25 protein-coding genes and 3 pseudogenes are annotated in these 23689 nt (G+C 71.8%); 7 read left to right on the top strand and 21 right to left on the bottom strand.

The features are described 5' to 3' along the window. Positions 1 to 212 precede the first annotated feature (212 nt). The 15 genes and pseudogenes from OG381_RS02115 to OG381_RS02045 all read right to left on the bottom strand — a co-directional run bounded on the left by OG381_RS02115 (position 213) and on the right by OG381_RS02045 (position 13388). A complete protein-coding gene (locus OG381_RS02115; RefSeq protein WP_327714345.1) occupies positions 213 to 470 on the bottom strand; it encodes a DUF1876 domain-containing protein in 258 nt (85 codons plus the stop codon). 59 nt (positions 471 to 529) lie between these two features. After that, positions 530 to 718: pseudogene (locus tag OG381_RS02110) on the bottom strand (DUF1918 domain-containing protein); the annotation flags it as partial. Between the two features lie 428 nt (positions 719 to 1146). Then, positions 1147 to 2718, bottom strand: a complete 1572-nt coding sequence (locus OG381_RS02105) for a multicopper oxidase family protein (protein WP_327714343.1) — start codon at positions 2716 to 2718, stop codon at positions 1147 to 1149. Positions 2719 to 2792: 74 nt separating this feature from the next. Beyond that, positions 2793 to 3170 (bottom strand): hypothetical protein, encoded by a 378-nt coding sequence (locus OG381_RS02100; protein ID WP_327714342.1) that lies wholly within the window; start codon positions 3168 to 3170, stop codon positions 2793 to 2795. Beyond that, on the bottom strand, positions 3158 to 3754 hold the full coding sequence (locus OG381_RS02095) for a site-2 protease family protein (RefSeq protein WP_327714341.1): 597 nt from the start codon (positions 3752 to 3754) through the stop codon (positions 3158 to 3160). Before OG381_RS02095 ends, OG381_RS02100 begins: the two co-directional genes overlap by 13 nt. Positions 3755 to 3875: 121 nt before the next feature. Next, positions 3876 to 4328 carry an OsmC family protein gene (locus OG381_RS02090; RefSeq protein WP_327714340.1) on the bottom strand — a complete coding sequence of 151 codons (453 nt, stop codon included), beginning with the start codon at positions 4326 to 4328 and terminating at the stop codon, positions 3876 to 3878. A 332-nt stretch (positions 4329 to 4660) separates the two neighbouring features. Continuing rightward, positions 4661 to 5170 (bottom strand): flavodoxin domain-containing protein, encoded by a 510-nt coding sequence (locus OG381_RS02085; RefSeq protein ID WP_327714339.1) that lies wholly within the window; start codon positions 5168 to 5170, stop codon positions 4661 to 4663. A 33-nt stretch (positions 5171 to 5203) separates the two neighbouring features. Beyond that, entirely contained in the window at positions 5204 to 5716 is a 513-nt protein-coding gene (locus tag OG381_RS02080) for a universal stress protein (RefSeq protein WP_327714338.1), read from the bottom strand. 129 nt (positions 5717 to 5845) lie between these two features. Then, positions 5846 to 8533: a bifunctional acetate--CoA ligase family protein/GNAT family N-acetyltransferase gene (locus OG381_RS02075; protein ID WP_327714337.1), complete on the bottom strand. Its 2688-nt coding sequence runs from the start codon at positions 8531 to 8533 to the stop codon at positions 5846 to 5848. 88 nt (positions 8534 to 8621) lie between these two features. Then, positions 8622 to 10214, bottom strand: coding sequence for an ABC transporter permease (locus OG381_RS02070; protein WP_327714336.1), 1593 nt, complete (start codon positions 10212 to 10214; stop codon positions 8622 to 8624). Then, the gene (locus OG381_RS02065; protein WP_327714335.1) at positions 10211 to 11173 is read right to left on the bottom strand and encodes an ABC transporter ATP-binding protein; all 963 of its coding nucleotides are present in this window, start codon (positions 11171 to 11173) and stop codon (positions 10211 to 10213) included. Before OG381_RS02065 ends, OG381_RS02070 begins: the two co-directional genes overlap by 4 nt. A 156-nt stretch (positions 11174 to 11329) precedes the next feature. Next, positions 11330 to 11821 (bottom strand): nitroreductase/quinone reductase family protein, encoded by a 492-nt coding sequence (locus OG381_RS02060; RefSeq protein WP_327714334.1) that lies wholly within the window; start codon positions 11819 to 11821, stop codon positions 11330 to 11332. Further along, positions 11821 to 12243: a CoA-binding protein gene (locus OG381_RS02055; protein WP_327714332.1), complete on the bottom strand. Its 423-nt coding sequence runs from the start codon at positions 12241 to 12243 to the stop codon at positions 11821 to 11823. The genes OG381_RS02060 and OG381_RS02055 overlap by 1 nt, the downstream gene beginning before the upstream one ends. Positions 12244 to 12262: 19 nt before the next feature. Then, positions 12263 to 12931 carry a DUF4389 domain-containing protein gene (locus tag OG381_RS02050; RefSeq protein ID WP_327714331.1) on the bottom strand — a complete coding sequence of 223 codons (669 nt, stop codon included), beginning with the start codon at positions 12929 to 12931 and terminating at the stop codon, positions 12263 to 12265. A 142-nt stretch (positions 12932 to 13073) separates the two neighbouring features. Continuing rightward, positions 13074 to 13388: a hypothetical protein gene (locus tag OG381_RS02045; RefSeq protein ID WP_327714330.1), complete on the bottom strand. Its 315-nt coding sequence runs from the start codon at positions 13386 to 13388 to the stop codon at positions 13074 to 13076. On the opposite strand from OG381_RS02045, the gene OG381_RS02040 reads away from it, so the two are divergent. After that, complete coding sequence (locus OG381_RS02040; RefSeq protein ID WP_327714329.1) at positions 13369 to 14028, top strand: acyltransferase family protein; 660 nt, start codon at positions 13369 to 13371, stop codon at positions 14026 to 14028. The two genes, OG381_RS02045 and OG381_RS02040, sit on opposite strands and share 20 nt — an antisense overlap. Before the next feature lie 32 nt (positions 14029 to 14060). Here OG381_RS02040 and OG381_RS02035 read toward each other — a convergent pair whose 3' ends face one another. Both OG381_RS02035 and OG381_RS02030 read right to left on the bottom strand, forming a co-directional pair. Next, entirely contained in the window at positions 14061 to 14567 is a 507-nt protein-coding gene (locus tag OG381_RS02035) for a hypothetical protein (RefSeq protein WP_327714328.1), read from the bottom strand. A 167-nt stretch (positions 14568 to 14734) separates the two neighbouring features. Continuing rightward, positions 14735 to 15625: a universal stress protein gene (locus tag OG381_RS02030; protein ID WP_327714327.1), complete on the bottom strand. Its 891-nt coding sequence runs from the start codon at positions 15623 to 15625 to the stop codon at positions 14735 to 14737. A gap of 277 nt (positions 15626 to 15902) precedes the next feature. On the opposite strand from OG381_RS02030, the gene OG381_RS02025 reads away from it, so the two are divergent. Both OG381_RS02025 and OG381_RS02020 read left to right on the top strand, forming a co-directional pair. After that, the gene (locus tag OG381_RS02025; RefSeq protein ID WP_327714326.1) at positions 15903 to 16703 is read left to right on the top strand and encodes a universal stress protein; all 801 of its coding nucleotides are present in this window, start codon (positions 15903 to 15905) and stop codon (positions 16701 to 16703) included. 2 nt (positions 16704 to 16705) lie between these two features. Next, on the top strand, positions 16706 to 19390 hold the full coding sequence (locus OG381_RS02020; protein WP_327714324.1) for a cation-translocating P-type ATPase: 2685 nt from the start codon (positions 16706 to 16708) through the stop codon (positions 19388 to 19390). A gap of 35 nt (positions 19391 to 19425) precedes the next feature. Here OG381_RS02020 and OG381_RS02015 read toward each other — a convergent pair. Then, positions 19426 to 19699 (bottom strand): annotated as a pseudogene (locus OG381_RS02015) (response regulator transcription factor); the annotation flags it as partial. Position 19700: 1 nt separating this feature from the next. On the opposite strand from OG381_RS02015, the pseudogene OG381_RS02010 reads away from it, so the two are divergent. The 3 genes and pseudogenes from OG381_RS02010 to OG381_RS02000 all read left to right on the top strand — a co-directional run. Continuing rightward, a pseudogene (locus OG381_RS02010) lies at positions 19701 to 19841 on the top strand (IS110 family transposase); the annotation flags it as partial. 59 nt (positions 19842 to 19900) lie between these two features. Continuing rightward, positions 19901 to 20359: a DUF4279 domain-containing protein gene (locus tag OG381_RS02005; RefSeq protein WP_327714323.1), complete on the top strand. Its 459-nt coding sequence runs from the start codon at positions 19901 to 19903 to the stop codon at positions 20357 to 20359. A 48-nt stretch (positions 20360 to 20407) separates the two neighbouring features. Next, positions 20408 to 21094 carry a universal stress protein gene (locus OG381_RS02000; RefSeq protein ID WP_327714322.1) on the top strand — a complete coding sequence of 229 codons (687 nt, stop codon included), beginning with the start codon at positions 20408 to 20410 and terminating at the stop codon, positions 21092 to 21094. A 164-nt stretch (positions 21095 to 21258) separates the two neighbouring features. Here OG381_RS02000 and OG381_RS01995 read toward each other — a convergent pair whose 3' ends face one another. Beyond that, a complete protein-coding gene (locus tag OG381_RS01995; protein ID WP_327714321.1) occupies positions 21259 to 22032 on the bottom strand; it encodes a GerMN domain-containing protein in 774 nt (257 codons plus the stop codon). 511 nt (positions 22033 to 22543) lie between these two features. Here OG381_RS01995 and OG381_RS01990 point away from each other — a divergent pair. Further along, a complete protein-coding gene (locus tag OG381_RS01990; protein WP_327714320.1) occupies positions 22544 to 22741 on the top strand; it encodes a hypothetical protein in 198 nt (65 codons plus the stop codon). 358 nt (positions 22742 to 23099) lie between these two features. On the opposite strand, the gene OG381_RS01985 is transcribed toward OG381_RS01990, so the two are convergent. Both OG381_RS01985 and OG381_RS01980 read right to left on the bottom strand, forming a co-directional pair. Further along, on the bottom strand, positions 23100 to 23267 hold the full coding sequence (locus OG381_RS01985; RefSeq protein WP_327714319.1) for a hypothetical protein: 168 nt from the start codon (positions 23265 to 23267) through the stop codon (positions 23100 to 23102). Positions 23268 to 23434: 167 nt separating this feature from the next. After that, positions 23435 to 23662, bottom strand: a complete 228-nt coding sequence (locus tag OG381_RS01980) for a hypothetical protein (protein WP_327714318.1) — start codon at positions 23660 to 23662, stop codon at positions 23435 to 23437. Positions 23663 to 23689 lie beyond the last annotated feature (27 nt).

The raw sequence follows: 23689 nt of genomic DNA, 5'->3' as shown, positions 1-23689 counted from the left end.
GTGCGGTCCTTCGACCTTCCGGTCTCTCAGCCCGGCCGCTGCCGGAGCCTTCTCGCAGGGGCGGTAACTCCCTTGTCGCAGGCGGCTGTTGCGGACGGGCTCCCTTGCTCGCCCGCAGGCTCATTTCAGCCTACGCCGGTGCTCCGGGAGCGGCAGGGCCGAGCGGGGCGGTACGACGGGGCCGTTCGGCCCCATTGTGTGACGCGGGCGGGTCACCGTTCGCCGGGGCCCGCCGGTTGGACGATGTCGTCGGCGGCGACATCGTCAAGACGGATGGCGAGGTCCTCCAGTGCACGGCTGGCGGCGAGTTCGTCGCCGATCTCCGGAATGGAGCGGTCGATCGGGTTGCGGCGGGCCACACCACGGCCGGTGACCGTCGACGTGTCCCGGGTGTTCAGGACAGCACGTGCACGAGTGCCGTCGCCTTCCTCTGTGATGTAGATCTGCACGGTCCCCTGTTTGGCTTCCATCGTGATCACTCCCGAGCGGAGAGTACGAGGGGCGGGGCGCCCGTGGGGCTTCAGGTCCCGTGTTGGGCATGACGGACATGTGCGTCGGGGCCGGGGAACACGAGTGTCACGTCGTCCGTGTCCGACCAGCGCACGTCGTAGGGCGGCGTCCCGTCTTCGTGGTGCAGTCCGACGATCTCGCCGTCGCGCTTGGTGGCGCCGGTGGTCGGGCTTTCGACAATGAGTTGGTCGCCGAGTCGCGCTCGCATGATCGCCACCCTCCCTTCTTCGATGGGCTGACGTAACCAGCGTGACACGCACAGACCTCCGCAGCATGGGCTTGTAAAGCCCGATTACGGGGCCGAACAGCCCGGTTCGCCGGACCGAGGGGCCCTGAACGGGTGCTGGGCGGTTCGCTCGCGGTGCGCCACCGTACGGTCGCGGACCTGATGACCCGAGACGTGCTCCGGGCGCGGCGCGACACGCGTTCGTGCTGCGCAAGTGTTCCGAGTAGGGCGTCGTCGGACCCTTCGGATCACCGAGCGGCTGGGCCGAAGCGTGGACGGTGTGGCCTCGGTCTCCCCACACATCGCGCACCGGACCGATGACTTGCCGAGTTCCCCGACGGGAACAGCGTGAGGTATCCACCTGCTCCTGGGCGAGGTCGTGCATTCACCGTGGGGGGCGGTGGCGAAGGTCAGGCCCGATAGGCCACGTTCGCCATCATCCCGGCCTCACCGTGATACGCGTTGTGGCAGTGCAGCATCCACTGGCCCGGGTTGTCCGCGTCGAAGAAGACGGACAAGTTCTGTCGGGGCAGCACGATCGCGGTGTCCTTGCGCGGGCCCGAGGCGCCGAGCTGGTACGTGTGGCCGTGCAGGTGCATCGGGTGCCACATGGTGGTGCGGTTGAGGAAGTCGAGCCGTACCCGCTGGCCTTGCTCGATGAGGATCGGGTTCGCGGCGGGGTCGCTCATCTCGAACGGCTCGCCGTTGATGGCCCAGTTGTAGTGCATCATGCCGCCGGTCAGCTCGATCCGGTGCGTGACGTCGGTCCTGGCCGCCTCCAGGCGTACGTCGTCGTCTGCGCGCAGCCGGGGCGCCGTCATGATCACGCCGTCGAGTTCCTTTGGGCGGACGGTCGCGGACGGCTTGCTCCCCGAGCCCGTACGCACCAGGGCCAGACCGTTCGCGTTCTTGCCCTCGGCCACGGCGACCAGCGGGAACACACCGTCGCCAAGGGTGACGAGAACGTCGTAACGCTCGCCCATGCCGATCAGGAGGGCGTCCACCTCCTGATGCCGGACCGGGAATCCGTCGGTGTGGGTGATCGTCAGCTTGTGCCCGCCGAGGGCGAGCCGGTAGGCCGTGTCCGAGCCCGCGTTGATGATCCGCAGCCGCACCTTCTTCCCGGGCTTGGAGGAGTAGACGGCGGGGTCGGTCGCCACCCGGCCGTTGACGAGGTGGTACGGGTACCGCACGTCTCCGGCGTCGCCGCCGAGCAGGGCGCTCTGGGCGCCCATGATCATGAACTTCGACGACATACCGTCGGCCGTGGCGGAGGGGGACGCGGGGCCGCCGTCCCTGTCCGTCCCGTGCATGCCCCCCATGTCGTGTCCCTCCATGCCGCCCATGCCGTGTCTGAGTTCGGCGAAGACCTCGTCGGGGGTGCCGGTGACGCCGTCGACCCAATCGTCTAGGAGTACGGTCCACTCATCGTCGTGGCCGAGGGTCTCCTTGGGGTCCTCGACGATCAGAGGCGCGTACAAACCACGATCGAGCTGGACGCCGACGTGCGGGTGGAAGAAGTACGTGCCCGGGGCGTCCGCGACGAAGCGGTACGTGAACGTCGAGCCGGCCCGGACGGCGCTCTGGGTGGCAGGCGGGGCGCCGTCCATGTCGTTGCGCAGGGCGATGCCGTGCCAGTGGATTGAGGTGGCGGTCCTGTCCGGGAGCTGGTTGGACAGCTCGGCGACCAGGGTGTCGCCCACGGAGAGCCGGACCTCCCGGCCCGGGGTGCGTCCGTCGAAGGCCCACGTCTTGGGCCTGACGCCGCCGCCCAGGTCGATGGTGGCAGGTGCCGCGGTCAGCGCGATCTCCTGGCTGCGTCCGGTGCCCTCGCGCTTCTTCTCGGCGGCGGCGACCGCCGAGCCGGAGGGGTCGATCAGGGCGTGGCCGCTGTCAGATCCGCTGGTGCAGGCCGCGAGCGCGCCGACGCCGGCGGCTCCCAGCCCGGCCAGCAGGACGGAGCGACGGTCGATGCTGTTCATGGTGTGGTGTCCTCTGGCTGAGACTGCCGGTGTGGTCGCGGAGGGACGGCACGTCGCGCGCCGCCCGGCGCGGCCTAAAGGCGCAGCCGGGAGAGGACGGAGAGGTCGGGCGGGGCGCGGCCGACTGCCGACGCGTCGAAGGCATGCCGCGCCGCGCCCTGTCGCGGGGTGAGCAGCGGGTGCGACGCGACCTGGTGGGGTACGGCGCCGACGAGTGCTGCGATGCAGTGCGGCATGCCCGGGATGGAACAGGCGTCTGGTCCGACCTCGTGCGTCGGTGCGGTCGAGGCGGACGGTGCGTGGGCCGCGTCCGGAATGGCGGAGGCGTCCGTCGCGGTCGTCTCGTGGTGGACGAGAACGGCCGGCGCGACGCACAGGGTGCGAAGCACCCCGTACTCCAGGCGGACAGCCATGCCGCCGTTACGGGCCGACCGAAGTGTCAATGGCTGCACCTGCTGCACCTGCTGCAGCCATTGCCGGAAGAGCGTCGTACTCCCCGGGGGTACCCGCGGGGCCGGGGACGGGGGCGGTCCGGTGCGGGAGCGGGGAGTACCGAGAACGGCCCGCGGCCACCGACTCCCGGCGGCGTCAGGTGGCCGGTGCGGTGCCACAGGAACGCGCGCAGCAGTCGCCCGCCGTCCAGCGGGGCGGCGGGAACGGAGTGGAAGACGGCCAGCACGATGTTGATGGCGGCCAGCCAGGCCACGGCCTCCACGACGAGGCCGGAGACACGCAGCGAGTCCAGCCACAGGGCCAGGCCGGTGCACACCCCGCCCGCGACAGCGCAGGCCAGTGGACCCACCGTTGTGATGCGCAACTCCGCGCCGGGCGTGGCTGCCTCGCTGCGCAGCCTCGCGACACCGCCCAGCATCCACAGTGTGATGCCATCGACGTCGACTCCGTCGCGGCGCGCTACGACAGCATGGGCGAGTTCGTGCGCCGGCAGTGAGGCCAGCAGCACCACGGCCGTCAGCAGGCCGACGCTCCCGTAGGCCCACGGAGTGGCCGGGATGGGCGTCGGGAAAGCGACCGACACCGGCCAAGCGCCCCAGACGCAGCGTCTCCTTCATGGGCCGTCCCGCCTCACGGTCGTACGGTTCCCTCGGCGTCCTCTTGCCGGCTCACGGAGCGCGTGGCTCCCAGAGACCGGGGTGTGCTCACGGCTCCAGCTCGATGTCGATCTCGGGTGCGCTGTGCAATGTGTTGTGGATCGTGCAGTGCGAGGCGACGGCGAGCAGGGCCGCGTGGCGCTGTGCGGACAGTGCGGGCGGCGGCACGATCACCAGACGCACGGTGTCCACCCGGGCAGGGCGGTCCGAGGCCATGGTGAACTCCGTCCGGACGCGCAGTCCGCGGCGCGGCAGTCCGTGGCGGAGGAGGTATCGCCCGGCATAGAAGGCGACGCAGGTGGCCAGGGAGGCGGCGAACAGTTCGGTGGGTGTGGGTGCGGTGTCCGTCCCGCCCGCCTCCAGGGGCTGGTCGACCAGGATCCGATGGCCCCGGATGTCCACCTCGTACGCATCACCGTTGACGTGGGTGACCTCCAGCCGGTGCGGGTCCGCCTCCGGCGGCTGTTGCACGGTGACCGTCTCTGCTGCTGTGTCCGTCATGGTCGGCTCCCTCGGCGATGTCTCCTGTTCTCGTCTCAGTGGAGCGCGGACGGCGCGGCGGACGCAGGGGCCGAGGGGGAGTCGACGAGGGCCGTTCGGCCCTCCCACCGCACGGGAGGTGGTCCGCGACCGCAACTCGTCCAGGATCCGTGCCACAGAGTCCGTCAGCCTTCCGGCCTGGTCCGCCGGCAGCGAGCCGCGGAGCGCGACCGTGCCGTTGTGGACGTGCACACCACCAGAACGCCGAGGGGCACCCTGAGCGCATCGGCCACCTCCCAGCCACGGGCAGACCGCCCCGCCTCCTCACGGTTCGAAACGCATCGGGCACCCCCTCAGCCGTCGGCCAGCTCCGCGGCGATCCCGTCGGTCCAGCCGTCGATGGCGCCCCAGTCGCGGTAGTCGCCGAACCGGCAACCCATCAGACGGAACAGCACACGTCCGGTGAAGGGCAGCTGGGCGGGAGAGACGACACCGGAGAAGAGTCGGTGGTCGCGGTGGGGCACCTCACCGGGCAGACTCTTCACGATCACCGGGACCTCCTTGGCCGCGAGGCGTTTCCACGGCCCGCGCAGCGCCCCCGGCATCCCGACACTGAAGATCCACACCGGCCGGGTACTCAGCACGTCGGGGTTGTCGCGGAGGAATGCCTTCGCCTGTTCGAGCCAGGTCTGCCCGTGCACGGCACTGCCGAGGACGAACGCCCGGTACGCGTCGGCGTCCTCCACCGTCTCCAGCGCCCTCGCCTCGGCCTTGAGCCCCGCCGCGCTCAGCCGATCCGCCATGTGGGCCGCGATCTCGCGGGTCGACCCGTGCGCGCTGGCGTATCCGACCAGGATGTCCATGTCGTCACCTCGGTGTTCCTCGGTCGCTCTCGGCTATGCGGCTCCGCTGCGGACGTGTTCCGGCGTGGCGACGGCCCTGAGCGGTGGCGTGGCCTTCTCGGCCGCAGGCACGGTCACCACGGGCACCGCCGCGTGCCGCAGACAGTCGCGGCCCACCGTGCCGATGGCAGGTGGATCCCACTGCCCGTGGGCCTTGCGCCCCAGGGCCAGCAGCAGGGCGCCGCGGGCGTGCTGGAGGAACACCTTGGCGGGCGGCCCTTCCACCACGACGGCGCGTACGGCAGACCCGCTGCGAGGTCCGAAGGTCTGCCGCACCGCGGAGGCCAGGAGTGCGGCGGCACGCTCGCGCTGCTCCTCGGCGGTCGGCCGGGCCGCTGCCGGAGCGTAGGGTGCGAATCCGGCCGCGGCCGGTTCCCAGGCGTGCACGGCGACGACCGGTGTGTTCAGGGCACGCGCCTGCTTCTCCGCCCAGCGCAGCGCCGCCAGGGATGCTTCGGATCCGTCGACGCCCACCACGATTGCGTTGCCGTCGGTACGTTCGGTCATGGCTGCCTCCCCGCAGGACCTCTCCTGCTCCCACAGTGGCCCGTACCGGCCGGCTCGGGCGTGGGCCGAGCGGCACCGAGCGGGTGCCGAACGGCCCCCGGTGGTGGGCCGGGAGGGGACCGGTTCCGGTCAGCGCAGACGGCGCAGATACGGGTCGTGCGCATCTCGCGGCACGAGCCGTACTCGGACGTCCAGCGCACGAACACCGTGCGGTCCGGACAGCAGCGGGTTGAGGTCGGCCTCCGCCAGCTGCGGCAGGTCGCACGCCATCCGGGACAGCCGGTGCAGCACCTGTTCCAGCGCCTCGACGTCGGCCGCCGGACTGCCCGCGAAGCCGAACAGCATCGGGGCGCACCGCGGGGCCGTGATCAGTTCGTGCACGTCGCGGTCGGTGAGCGGGGCGAGCCGTCCCGCGTGGTCGGCGAGCAGTTCGGTCGCGCTGCCGCCGAGTCCGAAGACCACGAGCGGTCCGAAGACCTCGTCCTGGACGACGCCGGCGAGCAGTTCGGTGCCGCGCTCGGCCAACGGCTGGAGGAGTACGCCGGTCAGCCGGTCCCCGAAGCGAGTGACCAGGTCCCGATGGGCGGCCCTGACCTGGGCGGGGTTCTGCAGGTCGAGGTGGACGGCGTGCTGCTCGCTCTTGTGCACGAGCCCCGGCCAGTGGGCCTTCATGACGACACGTCCGTCGGCGCCCGCCAGCCGCTCGGCGGTGGCGACCGCCTCGTCCTCGTCCCGCGCCCAGGCCCAGGGGATCTGTGGGATCCCGTAGCACCCGAGGAGCGCGGCGGCCGTCCTCGGATCCAGCCAGCCGCCTTCCGGGTTGTCGTCCAGGAACGACGCGACGAGCTCACTGGCACGCGGGGTCTCCACCTGTGTCAAGTCCGGCACGGTGCCTCGGGGCTGGGCGAGCCAGTGGGCCCGGGCGGCGGCATGGACGAGGGCTCGGGCGGCGTCCTGGGCGTCCGCGTAGGCGGGCACCGTACCGTCGTTGCGGGCAGCGAGTAGCTCGACCCCGGTCGCCTGGGCGGGCAGGACCGCGACGACCGGGCGGGGGAGCGGGCCCGGATCGTGGGTGAGGGCCCGGACGAGATCGTCGCCGGTGGCCGCGGCGACCGCCGTGGGCACGAGGGTCACCAGCACGGCGTCGACGGCTCCGTGCCCGGCCAGCAGGTTCACACAGGCGCGCAGTTGTTCCTCGTCGACCGTGGCTGTGGCATCCACGGGGTTGGTGGCGGTCGCTCCCTCGGGCAGCACCGCGAGGAGTTCGGCGATCAGGTCGGCACCGAGCTGTGGCACGTTCAGCCCGGCGTCCACGCAGGCGTCCGCGGTCAGGACACCCGTGCCGCCCGCGTTGGAGACGACGGCGACCCTGGTGCCCGTCGGCACCGGCTGGGAGTGCAACAGCGCCGCGGCGTCGAGGAGTTCGCCGATCGTGCGGGTGGCGGTGACCCCGGCCTGGGTGAACAGGGCCTGCCGGGTCATGATCCGGGTGGCGGCCGCCGCGGTGTGCGAGGCGGCGGCGCGCCGCCCCGGTTCCGACCGCCCGGCGTCGACGGTGAGCACGGGCATGGTGCGGGCCACGCGGCGTGCGGTGCGGGAGAAGGCACGCGGATTGCCGAAGGACTCCAGGTGCAGCAGCGCCAGATCGGTGCGTCCGTCGCTCTCCCACCACTGGAGCATGTCGTTGCCGCTCACGTCGTACTTGTCGCCCAGAGATACGAAGCTGGAGACGCCGATGCCCAGCCGGCTCAGCCCGTCAAGCAGGGCGATGCCGACTCCGCCGGACTGCACGGCGACCCCGGCCGCCCCGGGGCCCGGGTGGTGCGCGGCGAAGGTGGCGTCCAGCCGGATGCCGTCCTCGGTGTTCGCCAGACCCAGGCAGTTGGGGCCGGCCAGCCGCATGTCGTGGCGGCGGCAGGCGGCGAGCAGCGCGCCCGCCTGCTGGGGGCCGAGACCGGCGGAGACGACCAACAGGGCGCGCACGCCCGCCGCGCCGCACTCCTCGGCCACATCCGGGACGGCCGGCGCGGGCACGGCGACGATCGCCAGATCGGGCACCTCCGGCAGCTCGGCCAGGGACGGGTACGCGTGCGCCCACGACAGTGACGTGACCTCGGGATGCACGGCGAACACGCGCCCCGTGAAGGAGCCGGTGGCGATGTTCCGCAGGATCGCGCGGCCGATGGAGCCGGGCCTGCGGCCCGCGCCGATCACCACTACGCTGCGGGGCCGCAGCAGAGGGCGCAGGCTGACGACGTCGGCGAGGCTGCCGCGGGTGTCCACGGCACGCAAGTAGTCCTCGTCCTCGGCGAGTTCGACGGTGCAGTGCACTTGGGGGCCCTTGAGGCGGCGCTCGACGCGCAGCCCGAGGTCCCGGAAGACCTTCAGGACCTCGTGGTTGTCGGAGAGCGCCTCCGCGGTGAACGCTGTGATGCCCGCCGACCGGGCGGCGTCCGCGAGGTGCTCGAGCAGCAGTGTGGCGATGCCGTGGTGGTGCCAGTCGTCGGCGACGGCGAGCGAGAGATCAGCCGTGGTACCGGGCGGTGTGACCTCGTACTCCGTCAGTCCCACCAGGCGGCCCGCGTGTTCGGCGGCCAGGGCGAGGTAGCCTGCCCGGCCGGACTTCGCCACACGGTCCGCGGCCTGCCGGGCGGAGGTCCGGCTGATGGCGGAGAACCGCTGCCGCAGGTTCTCCGCCGACATCTGCTCGTACAGCCGCTGCACCTCGTCGTGGTCGCCGGGACCTGCCCGCCGGATACGGACGGTGGTGCCGTCCGTGAGCAGCGCGTGCACCGGTGTTTGCTGTACTTCGGTCATGACACACCTCCGGGCCTCACTTCCAGCGTCCGGTCGCCGCACCGGGCGGCCCAGGGGCTGAGTGGGCCGGTTGGTGGGCCAAGTGGCCCTATCGCACGTCCCGTTGGCGGAAACCCACCAGACCGGCCGTGATGAGGACGGCGGTGATGGCCAGGAGGAGGACCGGCGCGGTGAGGGCCGGGTCGGCCGCGGGCAGGTGCGGGACGTGCTCGAAGGGGGAGACGTCCCTGACCCAGCAGGGCAGGTCGAGAGCCTGGGCCAACAGGCCGATGACGAAGCAGGCCGCGAGGGCGGCCCAGGCAGCCGTGATGGCGCGCGGTGCGAGGCCGAACAGGGCGATGACCAGTCCCGCGAGCAGCCAGAGCGCGGGCGTGTAGGCGAGTGCGGCGCCCAGCAGGCGGGGCACCTGGTCCAGCTCGCCGCTGGTGAGGCCGTAGGCGAGTCCCGTGCCCAGGCCCGCGGCCGTGAGGACGACGACGCTGCCGGCCAGTGCCACCGTCAGGTGACTGGCCACCCAGCGGTCGCGGGAGACGGGGGTGGCGAGCACCGGCTCGGCCCGCAGCCCGCTCTCCTCGCCGTGCAGCCGGAGGGCCGACTGGACGGCGTACCCGGCGCCGAGCAGTGCGACGACGAGCAGCGACTGGGACAGATAGGCCTCGGTGAGGTCGGCCCCGCCGTAGCCGGTGATCAGGTCCTCCATGGCCTCGTTGTCGGCGACGAAGTCCTCCACGTCGACGGCGACCCAGCCATAGGCGACGCCCGCGAGAAACACACCGCAGCTCCAGGCGATGAGGCTGCCACGCTGCAGCCGCAGCGCCAGGCCCAGCGGCCGGCCGAGCGCGGGTGCCGCCCGCGGTCGGCCGGGCCGGGGCGGTACTAGGCCCGCGCCGAGGTCGCGCCGGTCGGACAGGGCGTGGGTCGCGGCGACGGCCGCGACGGTACCCGCGACGACGAGGAGGAGGGGCCAGAGGCGTTCGCCCGCGAAGGGGCGGGTCTTCTGGACCCAGCCGATGGGGGAGAACCACGACACGGTGCCGTCACCGATGTCCCCGACCGCTCGCAGCACGAAGGCCGCTCCCAGGACGGCGCCGGCGCTGCCGTGCACGACCCGGGTGTTCTCCGAGACCTGGGCGATCAGGCTGGTGATCGCGGCGAAGACGAGGCCGAGCGCACAGAAGGACAGGCCGAAGACGACAGACCCCGTGACGGGCAGGTCCAGGCCGATGAGGCCGAGTGTCACCAGGGCCCCGACCACCGCGTTCATGCCGGCCACGACCAGCAGGGTGGCGGTGGCGTTCGCGTGCCGGCCGACGGGCAGGGAGCGGATCAGTTCCCCGCGGCCTGCTTCCTCCTCGGCACGGGTCTGCCGTCCCGTCATGAACGTGCTCATCAGAGCGACCATGACCAGTCCGAGAGTGCCCACCTGGAAGGCCACTTCGCCGCCCAGCGTGTCGAGACCCTGGGCGGGTCCGTTGAAGGCGATGGCCGCGGCATTGTCCTCACTTGCTTCGGCCGCCACGTCCAAGTCGTGCTGGGTGGGGTAGAGGCCTTTGACGCTGGTCGCCGTCAGCAGCACCAGCAGGGGCACGGCGATGGTCCAGATCAGGATGCGGAGGCGTTCGCGGCGCAGGATAAGCCGGGTGAGGACGGCGGTGCCGGTGAGCTCGTTCGACGAGGTCATCGCGGGTCCCGGTGGCCGTGGGCGGCCGCTTCGTCGCCGTAGTGGCGCAGGAACAGCTCCTCCAGCGAGGGCGGCTGACTGGTGAGGGTGCGGATGCCGAAGCCGGTGAGGTGGCGTACGGCATCGTCCAGGCGGTCGGTGTCCACGTCGAAGCGGACCCGATGGTCCTCGGCGCGCAGGCCGTGCACGCCGGGCAGCGCGCCGAGACCGGTGGGCGTGCGCACCGTCGCGGCGTCGATCGACGTGCGGGTCAGGTGCCGCAGGTCGGCCAGCGTGCCGCTCTCGACGGTGCGGCCCGACCGGATGAGGCTCACCCGGTCGCACAGGGCCTCCACCTCGGCCAGGATGTGACTGGACAGCAGGACCGTGCGGCCCTCGGCCGTCACCTCGCGGATGCAGTCCTGGAAGACGCTCTCCATGAGCGGGTCGAGGCCGGAGGTCGGTTCGTCCAGGAGCAGCAGTTCGGCGCGGGAGGCCAGCGCGGCGACCAGGCCGACCTTCTGCCGGTTGCCCTTGGAGTAGGTGCGGGCCTTCTTGGCCGGATCGAGCTCGAACCGCTCCAGCAGCTCGTCGCGCCGGCCGCGGTCGAGGTCGCCGCGCATCCGCCCGAAGACGTCGATGATCTCGCCGCCCGTCAGCTTCGGCCACAGGCTCACATCGCCCGGTACATACGCCAGCCGCCGGTGCAGCCGGACCGCGTCGCGCCACGGGTCGCCGCCGAGCAGCCGGACCTCGCCTGCGTCCGCCCGCAGCAGGCCGAGCAGGATCCGGAGGGTGGTGGTCTTGCCCGAGCCGTTGGGCCCGAGGAACCCGTGCACTTCCCCGGTCGTCACCGTCAGGTCCAGCCCCTCCAGAGCGCGGATCTGTCCGAACGTCTTCACCAGCCCGGAGACGGAGACGGCCGCGGAGTCCCCGCGGCCGGGCGTCGAGCGGTGCTGCGGAACAGAGACGGCGGACATGAGTGCCTCCCGGTCCAGTTGTCTTTCGTCGTCCTTCTTCCGACGTTCGCGCACCACGGGACGTCATCGGCAGGGGCCGAAGGTCCCGGGCGGCCGTACGGTCGGGCCCGTGCGTGACAAGGCGCCCGGACCGCACGGGCCGTAACACGTGGGATGTCAGGTGGGATCGGCGGGCGGACGAGTGATGCGGAAGACCGGGAACCGGTGCGCGATTCCCGCGAACTCCTCCAGCCGGGCGTGCCGGTCCACCGGCACATGCGCCCTGGCGCCCGGCGCCCGCCCAAGGTAGGCCCGCAGCACGGGTGCGCGGTCGGCGGGGTCCACCTCAACGAGCCGGACCTGCGTACGGCCCCGGTGCCGCAGCACCGCCCGGCCATCGGCCGCGCGGACGTTGCGCACCCAGTTCGCCCGCTCGCCGAGCATCGCCACGAGATAGCGCTCGCCCGCGTGCTCCGCGACGACGACCGGGAAGGAGACGCGTCGGCCGGTACGCCGCCCGCGCACGTCCAGCGTCATGCAGTACCCCGGAGCCAGCCCGGCGGCGTACTGGACCGCAGCGATCCGGTTCAGCAGGCGCGCCACCCGGTTGGGGCGGCCGCCCCCGTACATCCACCGGTCGAGCCGGCGCAGTCCGCTCACCCCGGACATCAGGCCACCTCCACCCGCCTGAGCAGCCGGCCGGCCGGGGTGAGCGCCACGCGCATGACCTTGTGGCCGGTGTCGGCGGTCAGGCCGAACAGCAGAGGACAGCCTCCCTCGATGACGGTGATCCCGTGCTCGCGGCCGAACGCCGCGGCCTTCTCGGACACACTGCCGCTGCCGAACAGGCGGTGCATCCACACCTGCCGGATGCCGAGGGCGACACACTCGCGCACGGTGTCCTCGGCGGCCTCCGGACGGGTGCCGATCACCACGGCCTCGACGCCGCCTGGAATGGACTTCAGGTCCGGGTGGCAACGGTCGCCCTCGACCTCGTCGGCGGCATGTGTCTGCGGTTCGCGGGACACTCCGGTCACGGCGATGCGCTTCTTGGTCAGGAACTCCGCCGCGGCCTGTTTGATCGTGATCACGGTTTCCTCCCTCACTTGCTCACGGCTGGCCCTGCGGAGCGTCCTCCGGTTCGGTGCCGCCCATGTCGAGGCGGAAGGGGGGATAGGTGTCCGTCATGAGGGCGGCGTAGGCGGCGACCCGCAGTACCCAGCGGTTGAGGCCGAGGATCAGGTCGAACAGGCCCTTGGGGTATTTCTCGGTGAAGGCCAGGGTGATGGCGGCGATCAGGGCGAGTACGGCGACGAGTCCGCCGTCCCACCATCCGAGGTGCCAGCCGCCGAGGAAGAAGGCGACGATGACGTAGTGGGGTATGGCCAGGAGCCACCATTTCACCAGGACCAGGCCGCGGGAGAGATGCTCGGGGTAGGCGATGTCCAGCCGGGCCGGGTAGTGGGGTTCTTCGCCGAGGCTGAAGGGCGGGTAGCGGTCGGTGCCCAGGGCGCCGTAGGAGTAGTAGGCGACCCGCCAGCTCCAGCGCAGTACTCCGAGGTTGAAGTCGAACAGGGGGCGTGGGTAGTGCTCGGTGAACAGGATGGCGAAGAACGCGATCATGCTCACGACCGTGAAGGCGATCCAGAGGAAGAACAGCACGACGTAGTGGGGGATGACGAGGATCCATTTCACCAGCCAGAGCCAGCGGGACAGCGGTGCGTCGAGGACCGCGTTGACGCGGACCGGACGGTCCGGTAGTCCGGCAAGGGTTGTCATGGCGATCAACTCCTTCGGGCCGCGACGCCCCGCGGGGCAGGACGCCGTACGCGGGGGCGGGGCCCAGGACCAGCGTGACCGCCGGCCCGTCGGCACCACGAGGGCCGACCGGGGACGTTCGGGAGGCCAAGGGTCCTTGGCTTCAGTCCGCCGGTGCGGCGTCCTGAAGCGGGGCGTGCAGGGGAACCGGGACGGCGTCCTGGGACTGCGGCGCCGCCGTGTCCTCCTGAGGGAGCCGACCGGCCGCGCGGGGCACGTCCGTGGGGTCGGACAGGCGCAGGCCCGTCGCCGCGGAGAAGCAGTGCACCGCGTCAGCGCGCACCGCCACGCGCAGTTCGGCGCCCTTGCCGTGCGCGGGCCCGCCCGGAAGCCGGACCACGACCGGGACGAGCTCCTGGCCGAGTTTCGCGGTGGCGTGGAGGTAGGCGACGGAGCCGGTGTCCTCGACGGCGTCCACCACGAGGATGGTCTTCTGGGTCGTGCCGGTCAGTGAACCGCCCTTTGTCGACACCGAATGGGCCCGGCAGATCGCCGCGCCTCTGTGGTACATCCGCGCCTACCTGCTGTTCGTGATCGTCTCGCCGTTGCTGCTGCGCGCGTTCCGCAAGGCGCCCTGGACGTCGGTGGCGGGGTTCCTGGCACTGGCGGTCGTGGTGCAGAGCGCGCTGCTGCCGCTGCCTGCGCGTATCGACGAACCGTTCACCGACCTGGTCACGTTCGGGGCCTGCTGGCTGCTCGGATTCGCCCACCACGACGGGGTGGTCCGTCGGTTGCCGACCGGCCGGGTGATGGCGGTGGCGGCCACGGTCATGGGCGCGGGCGGCTGGTTCGCCGTGTCCCACCCGACCGAGGAGGGGTACGACCTCGGCTCCATCCCGCTGGCCCAGGCACTGTGGTCCTTCGGCTTCGTCCTGCTGCTGCGCTTCGGACCACGCGGCGACACCTGGGTGAGGCGCCTGCGGCCGGTACACGCTGCCGTGGTGTTGCTCAACGCCCGCGCCGTGACGGTGTATCTCTGGCACGAGGTGGCCCTGGTGGCTGGATGGTCGGAGGACCGGGCGGCGAAGCGCCCCGCGCGCCTGTGGCCGAGGCCTTGACCTCGGCATGAGCCGACCGGATCTTCGTACGGTCAGGTGCCGCTCCGGATACCGGAGATGAGCAGGGTCGCCAGATCGGACTGGATCATCAGACGGGTGCGGTGGGTCCGGCTCGCCGTGTCCTGCCAGGTGAGCGTGGCACGGGTCCAGCAGTGCCCCATGCCGCTGTCGTTGTAGACGACCTCCCAGGCGATGGGCACGCCCTTGTCGCGCAGAACGCCGTCCATGGAGTGTTCGGCCTCCCAGCGGGCCAGGTCGCGCCGTAGTCCGGGGGTGAGGTAGTGGGTGCGCAGGGAGTCGGAGAGCCGGGAGCGGCCGGAGTCGTACAGGATGTCGATGTAGGCGCCGTAGAAGTCGGCGACCCGGTCGACGGCGGACGTCGGGCGGCCCGCGCGGGCGGGTGCGGCGCCCGTTGCCACGGTCGCGACGGTGGACTCGGTGTCCGTACGGGCACCGGTCGTGGTTGTCGGCAGTGCCGCTCCGATGACCAGCAGCGCGCCGCTCAGTGCGATACGGCGAAGCGTGCGTGACGTTGCCATGTCGACACTCCTCTGATGGGTGGGGGCACCGAACGGTGCCCCGCAACTCCATTACATCTCGGCTGAGTTGCCGACGTCCTGGGCCAACCGGCCCGTCCTGTCGGCCGGTCGGCACACCGGACAGGCCGTATGTCCGCGGGAGTCACGCCGACGGCCGGCCGCACGACTCAGTCGTGCGGGACCACGGCGACGGGGCACGGTACGTGATGCAGAACCCCGTGGGCGACGGGACCCAGCTTCCATGCGAGGCGGGAGGGGTGGTGCCTGCGTCCTACGACGGTGAGCCGGCTGTGCGCGGAGGCGGACAACAAGACCTGCGCGGCGGAGCCCCTGGCGACGTGGCCCACCACGGGGACGTCGGGGAACTTCTCGCGCCACGGCGCCAGCGCGGCTGCGAGCCGCGCACGCTCGTCCGTCTCGTAGCCGCCGTCGGCCTCCTCGCCGGACAGCGCGCGCGGATGCGTCAGCAGGGACGACAGCGGCAGGGCTCGCACGGCCCGTAGGCGCGAGTGCTCCGCCCGGGCAGTGGTGAAGGCGAACTCCAGCAGTGGGTCGGCGGCCGGCCCTGCCGCGCGGACGCCCACCACGACCTCGTCCCGGTCCGGTGCGGCGGGACGGTCCCAGCCCGCCTCGACGGCAGGATCGTCCGCTCGGACCGTCACGGTGGGACACCGCGCGAGGCCCAGGACGTGCAGGCTGATCGAGCCCAGCAGGAATCCGGCGACCGCGCCGTGGCCGCTGGAGCCCAGTACCAGCAGGTCCGCACCCGCGCCGAGGTCCAGCAGCGCCTGGGCGGCGGGTGTCGAGACCAGTTCCGTGTTCACGGTCAGATCGCCGTGGCGGTGGCGCAACTCGGCCTCGGCCCGCTGCAGCACGCGTCCCCCGTACTGCTGCTTGCTCAACGCCTCCTGGGGGACGGTCACATCGAGCGGCTGGGACGTCCAGGAGTGGAGCAGCAGGACGGGCAGGTGCCGCCGTGCCGCCTCGTGGGCCGCCCACCACGCGGCCGCCATGCTCGCCGGTGAGCCGTCGATTCCGACGACGACAGGTCCGGTCATCGCGCACCTCCGGTTCCGGCACGGGGACCGATCCCCGTGCCGCGCGCATCGATCCCCACCTTCAGAGTGAGCGCGGCACGGACCGTGGGGGAGGGCCGGACGGTGCGCCCCTGGGGGCCGTACGGCCCAGTGCGGACGACGGCGCGCAGGCCGGAGGGTGGAGACGTGGACGCGAGGCGGGGCCGGCCGGCCGATGAGGCCGGGCCCGGCCCTGCCACGCGTGCCGTCATCGGCCCGTCCCCTTGCGGACGGGGCCGCCCGGAGAGGGGAGCACCACATGACCGGCCCGGTCGTTGTGGGAGTGGACGGATCGGCGTCGAGTCTGGCCGCCGTGGAGATCGCGGCCCGCGAGGCGGACCGGCGTGGTGTGGAACTGCGGTTGGCGCACGCCTTGGGTCCCGAGCCCGGAGAGGTGGCGCCGGGTGTGCCGCCCTGGGACCCCGGTGGTGTCGAGCAGCGCGACCGGGTGAACGGGGCACTCGGCGACGCGGAATGGCGTGCTCGTCGCGTCGCCCCGCGGGTGGCGATCACCCGTGGCGTCCTCGTCGGCGCACCCGAGACGGTACTGGGACTCGAAGTGCGCTCCGCGTCCCTCGCCGTGCTGGGCAGTCGTCACCGCAGCGGGCTGAATGGTCTGCTGCACCGCTCGGTCGCCGGGCGGCTCAGCGCCGACGGCGGTTGTCCGGTGCTGGTGGTGTGCGGCAGGCCGTCCCGGACCGGCCCGGTCGTGTTGGCCTACGACGCCTCACCGGCGTTTCGGAAAGCGGCCGAGTTCGCCTTCGCTGCTGCCGCCGAGCGCGGCACGGACCTGGTGGTCCTGAGCCGGCGCGGCACTCGGGCCGCGCGGGCATTGTCCGACCTGCGCGAGAAGTACCCCGACGTCGTCGTACGCCCCCACCCGGTGCGGGGACGGGCCGGCCGCCGCCTCGCCGAGGTGAGCGTCGGCGCGCAGCTGATCGTGGTCGGAGTCCGGCGGCGCGGACACGGCGCGGTCCGAGTACCGCGCCGCTGCGCCGGCCGGAAGGTCCTGCGGTACGCGCACTGTCCCGTTGTCGTGGTGCCCGGAGAGAAGGCGTGATCATGGACGTGACTGCCCCGCCGGGTGCTCCGGCCGGAGCACCCGACGCATACTGTCTGACCTCCACCGAGGTGGCGGCCCGCCTCGGCGTGGATCCGGAGATCGGCCTGAGCGAACGGGTGGCGGCCGAGCGGGTGGCGGCCCACGGACCCAACCGGCTGGCCGAACCCGCCCGGCGGCCGGAGTGGCTGAAGTTCCTGGACCAGTTCCGCAACTGGCTGATCGGGATTCTGCTGATCGCGGCCGTCGTCGCCGGAGCCATCGGCGACATCAAGGACGCCGTGGTGATCACCGTCGTCCTGCAGATCAACGCCGTCCTCGGCTATCTCCAGGAGCGACGCGCCGAACGCAGCCTCGAAGCGCTGCGCCGGATGCTGGTGCCCACCACCCGGGTCCGCCGCGACGGTGCGGAACGGGTGGTGGAGGCCCACACGCTCGTCCCCGGAGACGTGGTCCTGCTGGAAGCCGGTGACCGGGTACCGGCCGACGGACGGCTGGTCGTCGCGGAGTCGGTGGAGGTCGCCGAAGCGGCCCTGACCGGCGAGTCACAGCCTGTCGCCAAAACCACCGCGGCGCCGGCCGGTACGGCGTCCCTGCCGCTCGCCGAGCGCACCGGCATGCTGTTCATGAACACCGCCGTGACCCGGGGCCGCGCCGAGATCATCGTCACGGCCACCGGCATGCGGACCGAACTGGGCGCGATCGCCGAGGAACTGCGCACCGGCACCGACCCGCCCAGCCCCCTCCAGGTGCAGTTGGACAGCCTCGGCCGCAGGCTCGCCCTGCTGAGCGGTGTCGCGGTCGTCGCGTACGCGCTCGTCGCCCTCGTACGCGGCGAGGCCCTCGCGGACATCGCCCTGCGAGCGGTGGCGCTCGCCGTCGCGGCGATCCCCGAAGGACTGCCCGCTGTCCTGGCGCTGACCCTCGCGCTCGGCGTGCACCGGATGGCCCGCCACGGTGCGATCGTCAAGCGCCTGGCCTCCGTGGAGTCACTCGGCTCCGCCACCGTCGTGTGCAGCGACAAGACCGGCACCCTGACCCTCAACGAGATGACCGTCCGGGCTCTGTGGACCGGCGGCAGGCTCTACGACGTCACAGGTCAGGGCTACGACACGAAGGGCGTCGTACGCGGCGCCGAGGGACACCCCGATCGTCTCCTCGACGCGGTGATGCCGTTCGCCGTGTGCAACGACGCGCATGTGACCGACGACGGCTTCGTGGGCGATCCGATGGAGGCCGCACTGGTCGTGCTCGCCGCGAAGTCCGGCATGGACGCCGACGGACTGCGCGCGGAACTGCCGCGCACCGGCGAACTGCCCTTCGACGCCGCCACCAAGTACATGGCCACCTTCCACACCGAACCCGGCGGCCGCACCCGCGTCCACGTCAAGGGCGCGGTGGACGTGCTGCTGGGCCTGTGCACCGAAGTGGTGACCGAGGACGGCGTGCGCGACCTCGACGACCGGCACCGCAAAGAGATCCTCGACGTCACCTCGAGCCTCGGCGGCTCGGGGCTCCGGGTCCTGGGCGCGGCCACCGCCCTGGTGGACGGCCCGCCCGAGCCGACCGCACTCCCCGGACTGACCCTCGTATCCGTCGCCGGGATAGCCGACCCGCCGCGCCCGCAGGCCCGCGACGCGATGGCGCTGTGCCGCTCCGCCGGGGTCGCCGTCAAGATGATCACCGGAGACCACGCCGCCACCGCGGCCGCCATCGCCCGGGAACTGGACATCACCGGCGAGGTGGTCACCGGCGCCGAACTGGACCGGATGTCCCAGGCAGAGCTCGCCGAACGCATCGACGGCATCGGGGTGTTCGCCCGGGTCGCCCCCGAACACAAGGTCACGATCGTGCGGGCGCTGTCCGACAGGGGCCACATCGTCGCCATGACCGGCGACGGGGTCAACGACGCGCCGGCGCTGCGGGCCGCGCACATCGGGGTGGCGATGGGCCGCACGGGCACGGACGTCGCCAAGGAGGCCGCCGACCTGGTCCTCACCGACGACGACTTCTCGACGATCGTTCGGGCCGTGCGCGAAGGCCGGGCGATCTATGACAACATCGTCAAGTTCGTCCGTTTCCAGCTGGCCACCAACGTCGGCGCGATCCTCACCCTGCTGGGTGCCTCCCTGGCCGGCCTGCCGGCCCCGCTGACGGCGGCCCAACTCCTGTGGATCAACATCATCATGGACGGCCCGCCCGCCATGGCCCTGGCCGTCGACCCCGCCCGCGACGACGTGATGCGACACCCACCACGTGACCCGGGAGAGCGCATCCTGGACGCCCGCCGCCTGCTGGCCATCGGCCGGGCCGGAGCGGTCATGGCCGTCGGCACCGTGGTCCTGCTGCAGCTGGCCCGCCCGCGCTTCGGCGCCGACACCGCCGCGACCATGGCATTCACCACGTTCGTGCTGTTCCAGCTGTTCAACTCGCTCAACGCCCGTGCCGAGGACGCCCCGTTGCTGGGCCGCTACCAGCTCCGCAACCGCACCCTGTGGCTGTGCCTGGCCGGAGTCCTCGCGATCCAGGTCATCGCGATCCATCTGCCCTGGGCTCGCACGGTCTTCGGCACGGAACCCCTCGACGCCGCCCAGTGGACGCTGTGCCTGGGTACGGCATCCACCGTGCTGCTCGTCGAACTGCTGGTGCGTGCCGCGCGAGGACACACCGCTCGACGAGCAGCGTGACAGCGACAAGGCGCCGACCGGCCCCTCACGGTGCCTCACCGTGCGGCATGGTCCTCGGCTCCGTGCTGTTGCAGGTGCGAGACGAGCACCGCGGCCTGCATTCGGCGCTGCACGCCCAACTCGGCCGGCCTGCGCGAGAGATGGTTCTCGATGGTCTTCTCCGACAGGCACAGCCGACCGCCGATCTGGCGGTGGGTTCGGCCGTCACCGATCAGCGCGAGGAACTCCCGCTCGCGTGGAGCAGCCCCCGCCGGCTCGGGCGCCCTCTGTGGCCCCGGCCGGCTCAGTGCGCAGGGAGCGCGTCAGCCGCTACGACCGCAAGCGGGCTGAGGGGAAGAAGCACATCCAGGCCGTGCTCGCCCTGGCCCGCCGACGCACCAACGTCATCTGGGCACTTATCCGTGACCGCCGGTGCTACCAGGTCACGCCTCCGGACATCGCGGCTGCCTGATTGTCGGGACACGCATATTCATGGTCGGCCCGCCTCCCGCGCCGCTATCCTCCGCGGGGATGCCACTTCACCAGTACGCCTACTTCGCGCTGTTCAGCCAGCACATCTCGGCTGACGACATGACCTCGCAACTAGGGATCACTCCCGACGAGGTAACCGTTCGGGGCTGCCGGTTCACCGAACCGGCAGTCGTCCCGGTCGACCACTCGTGGATGGTCGAATGCCGAGATCCGGGCCTGCGCGTTGACGAGCAGATCACCCGCGTTCTCGACAGGCTGCAGCCCTACACGGACCGCATCTCTGACCTCACCAGGCGCCTGGCTGGCACTGGCGGCGGAGCAGTGCTTCACGTCGTGCGCTACTTCAACGACACCGACCAAACCCAGTCGGGCGCTGCTGACGCCCCCAACCTCCTCGGTTGGCACCTGGACCGCAAGGTCCTGGACTTCCTCAGTGCCACTGGCGCGGAGCTCGACGTCGACGAGTACGACATGGCCGAAGACGACGACGCCAGGTGAGTACGTGCCCTCGCACTCACCTGGACCGATGAGTCGCAGTCCGACGGCTTGACAACAGCATTAGGAAGCCATCCCGGACTGGAGATCGTCGAGGAGCAGCGACGCGGTGGCCCCGCCGAGATCCTGCTGGAGGAGGCGGCGGACGCCGAACTGCTCGCCCTCGGCTCCCGCGGCCTGAGCGGGGTCGGCGGGTTCCTGGTCGGTTCCGTCGGCCTGGCCGTCGTCGCCCACGCCGAACGGCCTGTGGTCCTGGTCCGCGCCGACGAGCACCGGACAGAGGACGCCGGCATGCCATGGGACGCCGCTCGGCACCGGCCCGTCGTCCTCGGGCTCGACGTCGCCGGCCCCGACGACTCGCTCATCGAGTTCGCCTTCGACGCGGCCGTGCGCAGGTCCACCGCCCTGCGGGTGGTGTACGGCTGGAACCTGCCGCCGTACTACACCTACGGCCTGTCCGCCGACCTGGACCTGCGTGACGAGATCACCCGCGGGCAGGCGACCGCCCTGGCTGCGGCGCTGGCTCCCTGGCTGGAGAAGTACGCGGCCGTCGAGGTGATGGGGGAGCCCCGCTGCGGCAATGCCGCCGACCATCTTGTCGATGCCTCCCGTGAGGCCTCGCTGGTGGTCCTCGGCCGCCGGATCCGCCGCAGTCCGCTCGGCACGCACATCGGCCCGGTCACGCATGCCGTGCTGCACCACGCGAGCGCGCCGGTCGCCGTCGTCGCCCATGGCTGACATCGACGGCGCCGACCTCGCCATACTTCTTGGCCGTCCTTCTCACCGGGCGATCACCGCATCAGCTGACCATCGACGGGAGACATCCACGGGTCCGGCATGCCCGGCATGGAAGCCCCCGGCGCGGATGCCGCGCCGGGGTTCTCGCGTGTCGCGGGCCGGTGTCAGCGGTTCACGGTCAGCGGCACGGTGTCGACGGTCACGGGTCGGCCGTCCTCGGGCGAGACGAAGTACGCCGTGAGGAGGCCCGGCCCGCTGCGGGTGGCCTTGTAGGGGAAGGTGACGTCGAAGGTTCCGCGCGTGCCGGTGCCCGACGTCGCCCGCACCTGGACGTCCGCGGCGGTGCGCCCGGCGGTGTCGGTGACCTTCAGCTGGAACTCCGCCTCGAAGGTGTCGGCACTTCCCCACACCCTCAGCGGAGTGCGGACGGTGTCGTCGATCATCGGGGACTCGACGAGGACGGCGGGGCACAGGTCCTCGAAGTCGGCCCGGCCGACGGGCCCGTCCAGCACGACCCCCTCGCCGCCCAGTTGCTTCACCGGCTCGCCCTCGATCTCGAAGGAGACCTTGTCCACCGTCGGGAAGCGGGTCAGGGTGAACACGACCTGCGCCAGGCGGGCCCGCATCGACAGGGTGCCCCCTCCGTCGTCGTAGCGTCCGGACAGGTCGACCGTCGCGATCCGGTTCCGGATGACGACGGAGCGCAGCTCGGTACCGGACGGGATGGTGGTGGTACGGCCGTGGTGGATCTCGGCGGGTTCGGGACCGGCCAACAGGGCGCGCATCGCCGAGGCGGCGGTCGAGGGCGCCGACACGGTACGCGGGGCGGCCGAGACCTTCTCGCGGTGCAGGAAGTACACAGCCGTACGGACCGTCTTCGCGGGAGCTTCCGATGTGCTGCCGGACGTTCCGGCGGTGGGCGGTGTGACGCTGGACATGGCATCCTCCTCCGACACTGCCAGTGAACCGCTCGCCGAGGCTGTCCCCCAGTGCCTGGACGGCACCGGCCTGAGGGCCGAACGGCCCTTGCGGCAAGGGTTGTTCGGGCCCGGCGGCCCGCACTTGGCCGACGCCCCCCGGTATGGTGACGCGGCGGTTCAGTACGGCAGGGGCCGCCCGGACGGCGTGCGCAGGTCGGGAGGCTCCGGCCGTCGTGGAGAGTCGGGGTGCCTGGTCTGGTATGTCCGCTTCATGATCGTCACCTCCGGAGCCCTCCCTGGCGGGGTGCCGTCGGTATCGGCACCGCATCTGTTCGCAGCCTTGTCCGTGCGGCCACGCCGCACCATGGGGCGACCGGCCCCGGCGCATGGGCCGAGCGGCCCTGTGGACGTCCCTCGTCCCGGGACCGTCACGGCGCCCTGTCCGGGCCGGTCGGCTCACGCCGCGCGCCCCGGATCGGAGTTCCATGTCAGTGACGACAACGAAGCACGTCGGAGGGGAGTGAGGACCGTGGGCACGAGTCTGACACTGGTGTTCTGGGAGCGGTTCGCTGCGTTGCTGGTGGCGGCCATGGGCGTGACGTTCGCCCTCACGGCCGCGATGGACGCACTCGCCCTGCGGGTGGCACGCCGTTGCGCCCGCAGGGACGTCGAGCAGGCACCACCCAGCACGGCAACCCCGGTTCCACGCACTGCCGTCCGCCTCTGATCGGCAGCGCCCAGGGAGCCACCCGCACGACATCGTCGGTCTGTGGCTCGAAGTCCTCGCGGGCCGTTGAGGCGAGCACCTCGGCGGCCCGCACTCGCTGCCGCTCGGCCGGCTGCCGTTGCCGGGGCGGACACGACGGCTTCCCTGGACGGACTGCGCCCCGGGTCGGCTCAGTACAGCGAGGCGGGCCAATTCGTCAGTACGGCCGCGATGACGCCGAGCGAGAGCCAGGGGTGAACCACAGGGCCTTGAGGACCAGCCCGACCGAGGCCGCGAGGATCGCCGCGGTGGCCCAGCCCTCGGCCTGTGTCGCGGCTGTCGCGCCCGCGATGGCGTACAGCGTGGTGAGCGAGGCGAGTCAGGTCGCGGCCGTGAAATGGATCCGAGGGCCCTGCACGCCGGCTGCGGTCAGCATCCAGGAGTACCTCGGGTCGAATCGCTCGTCGGCGTTCCTGCGGGGCAGCCGGACCCGCAGATGAGCGAGTCCGTGCAGGAAGAGGAGGACCGAGACGAGTGCGGTGGTCATGGCGGGGGGCGGAGGCCGCGGTCGGCGCGCGGGGCACCGCCGCACCGGCCGTGGTCGGTGAGGCGGCTGCGGATCGTGGCACGCGGTCGGACGGCGGGGCGGATCCGAACGGACGGATGGAGTGCTGCCGTGCCCTTGGGAGCCGATGCTTACCGGGCCGGGTGGGGTCACATCCGGTGCCGGTGGTCCTCGCGCGGGGTGTCGCCCATGTAGTGCCGTTCCTCGATGACCGTCCCGCGTTCGCCGGGACGCCGGACCATGCCGACCGTGGACATGAACGTGATGAGACCGAGCACGCCGACGAGCATGAGCACGAAGCCGACGACGAACGAGCTGTAGCCGAACACCAGGCATGCGCCCACGACGGCGGCGCCGATCAGGATGAGAGGAACCATGACTGCCCTCCCCGGGAGTCTGCTCAC

The sequence above is a fragment of the Streptomyces sp. NBC_00490 genome, assembly GCF_036013645.1.
In the GTDB taxonomy this organism is placed as follows: domain Bacteria; phylum Actinomycetota; class Actinomycetes; order Streptomycetales; family Streptomycetaceae; genus Streptomyces; species Streptomyces canus_F.
This window is presented reverse-complemented; position numbering and strand designations above follow the sequence as displayed.

What these genes read in the sequence shown, in the direction of transcription:
- OG381_RS02115 (WP_327714345.1), bottom strand. Translation starts at nt 470, where the DNA reads ATGGAAGCCAAACAGGGGACCGTGCAGATCTACATCACAGAGGAAGGC.
- OG381_RS02105 (WP_327714343.1), bottom strand. Translation starts at nt 2,718, where the DNA reads ATGAACAGCATCGACCGTCGCTCCGTCCTGCTGGCCGGGCTGGGAGCC.
- OG381_RS02090 (WP_327714340.1), bottom strand. Translation starts at nt 4,328, where the DNA reads ATGACGGACACAGCAGCAGAGACGGTCACCGTGCAACAGCCGCCGGAG.
- OG381_RS02085 (WP_327714339.1), bottom strand. Translation starts at nt 5,170, where the DNA reads ATGGACATCCTGGTCGGATACGCCAGCGCGCACGGGTCGACCCGCGAG.
- OG381_RS02080 (WP_327714338.1), bottom strand. Translation starts at nt 5,716, where the DNA reads ATGACCGAACGTACCGACGGCAACGCAATCGTGGTGGGCGTCGACGGA.
- OG381_RS02075 (WP_327714337.1), bottom strand. Translation starts at nt 8,533, where the DNA reads ATGACCGAAGTACAGCAAACACCGGTGCACGCGCTGCTCACGGACGGC.
- OG381_RS02070 (WP_327714336.1), bottom strand. Translation starts at nt 10,214, where the DNA reads ATGACCTCGTCGAACGAGCTCACCGGCACCGCCGTCCTCACCCGGCTT.
- OG381_RS02065 (WP_327714335.1), bottom strand. Translation starts at nt 11,173, where the DNA reads ATGTCCGCCGTCTCTGTTCCGCAGCACCGCTCGACGCCCGGCCGCGGG.
- OG381_RS02060 (WP_327714334.1), bottom strand. Translation starts at nt 11,821, where the DNA reads ATGTCCGGGGTGAGCGGACTGCGCCGGCTCGACCGGTGGATGTACGGG.
- OG381_RS02050 (WP_327714331.1), bottom strand. Translation starts at nt 12,931, where the DNA reads ATGACAACCCTTGCCGGACTACCGGACCGTCCGGTCCGCGTCAACGCG.
- OG381_RS02035 (WP_327714328.1), bottom strand. Translation starts at nt 14,567, where the DNA reads ATGGCAACGTCACGCACGCTTCGCCGTATCGCACTGAGCGGCGCGCTG.
- OG381_RS02030 (WP_327714327.1), bottom strand. Translation starts at nt 15,625, where the DNA reads ATGACCGGACCTGTCGTCGTCGGAATCGACGGCTCACCGGCGAGCATG.
- OG381_RS02025 (WP_327714326.1), top strand. Translation starts at nt 15,903, where the DNA reads ATGACCGGCCCGGTCGTTGTGGGAGTGGACGGATCGGCGTCGAGTCTG.
- OG381_RS02020 (WP_327714324.1), top strand. Translation starts at nt 16,706, where the DNA reads ATGGACGTGACTGCCCCGCCGGGTGCTCCGGCCGGAGCACCCGACGCA.
- OG381_RS02005 (WP_327714323.1), top strand. Translation starts at nt 19,901, where the DNA reads ATGCCACTTCACCAGTACGCCTACTTCGCGCTGTTCAGCCAGCACATC.
- OG381_RS01995 (WP_327714321.1), bottom strand. Translation starts at nt 22,032, where the DNA reads ATGTCCAGCGTCACACCGCCCACCGCCGGAACGTCCGGCAGCACATCG.
- OG381_RS01985 (WP_327714319.1), bottom strand. Translation starts at nt 23,267, where the DNA reads ATGACCACCGCACTCGTCTCGGTCCTCCTCTTCCTGCACGGACTCGCT.
- OG381_RS01980 (WP_327714318.1), bottom strand. Translation starts at nt 23,662, where the DNA reads ATGGTTCCTCTCATCCTGATCGGCGCCGCCGTCGTGGGCGCATGCCTG.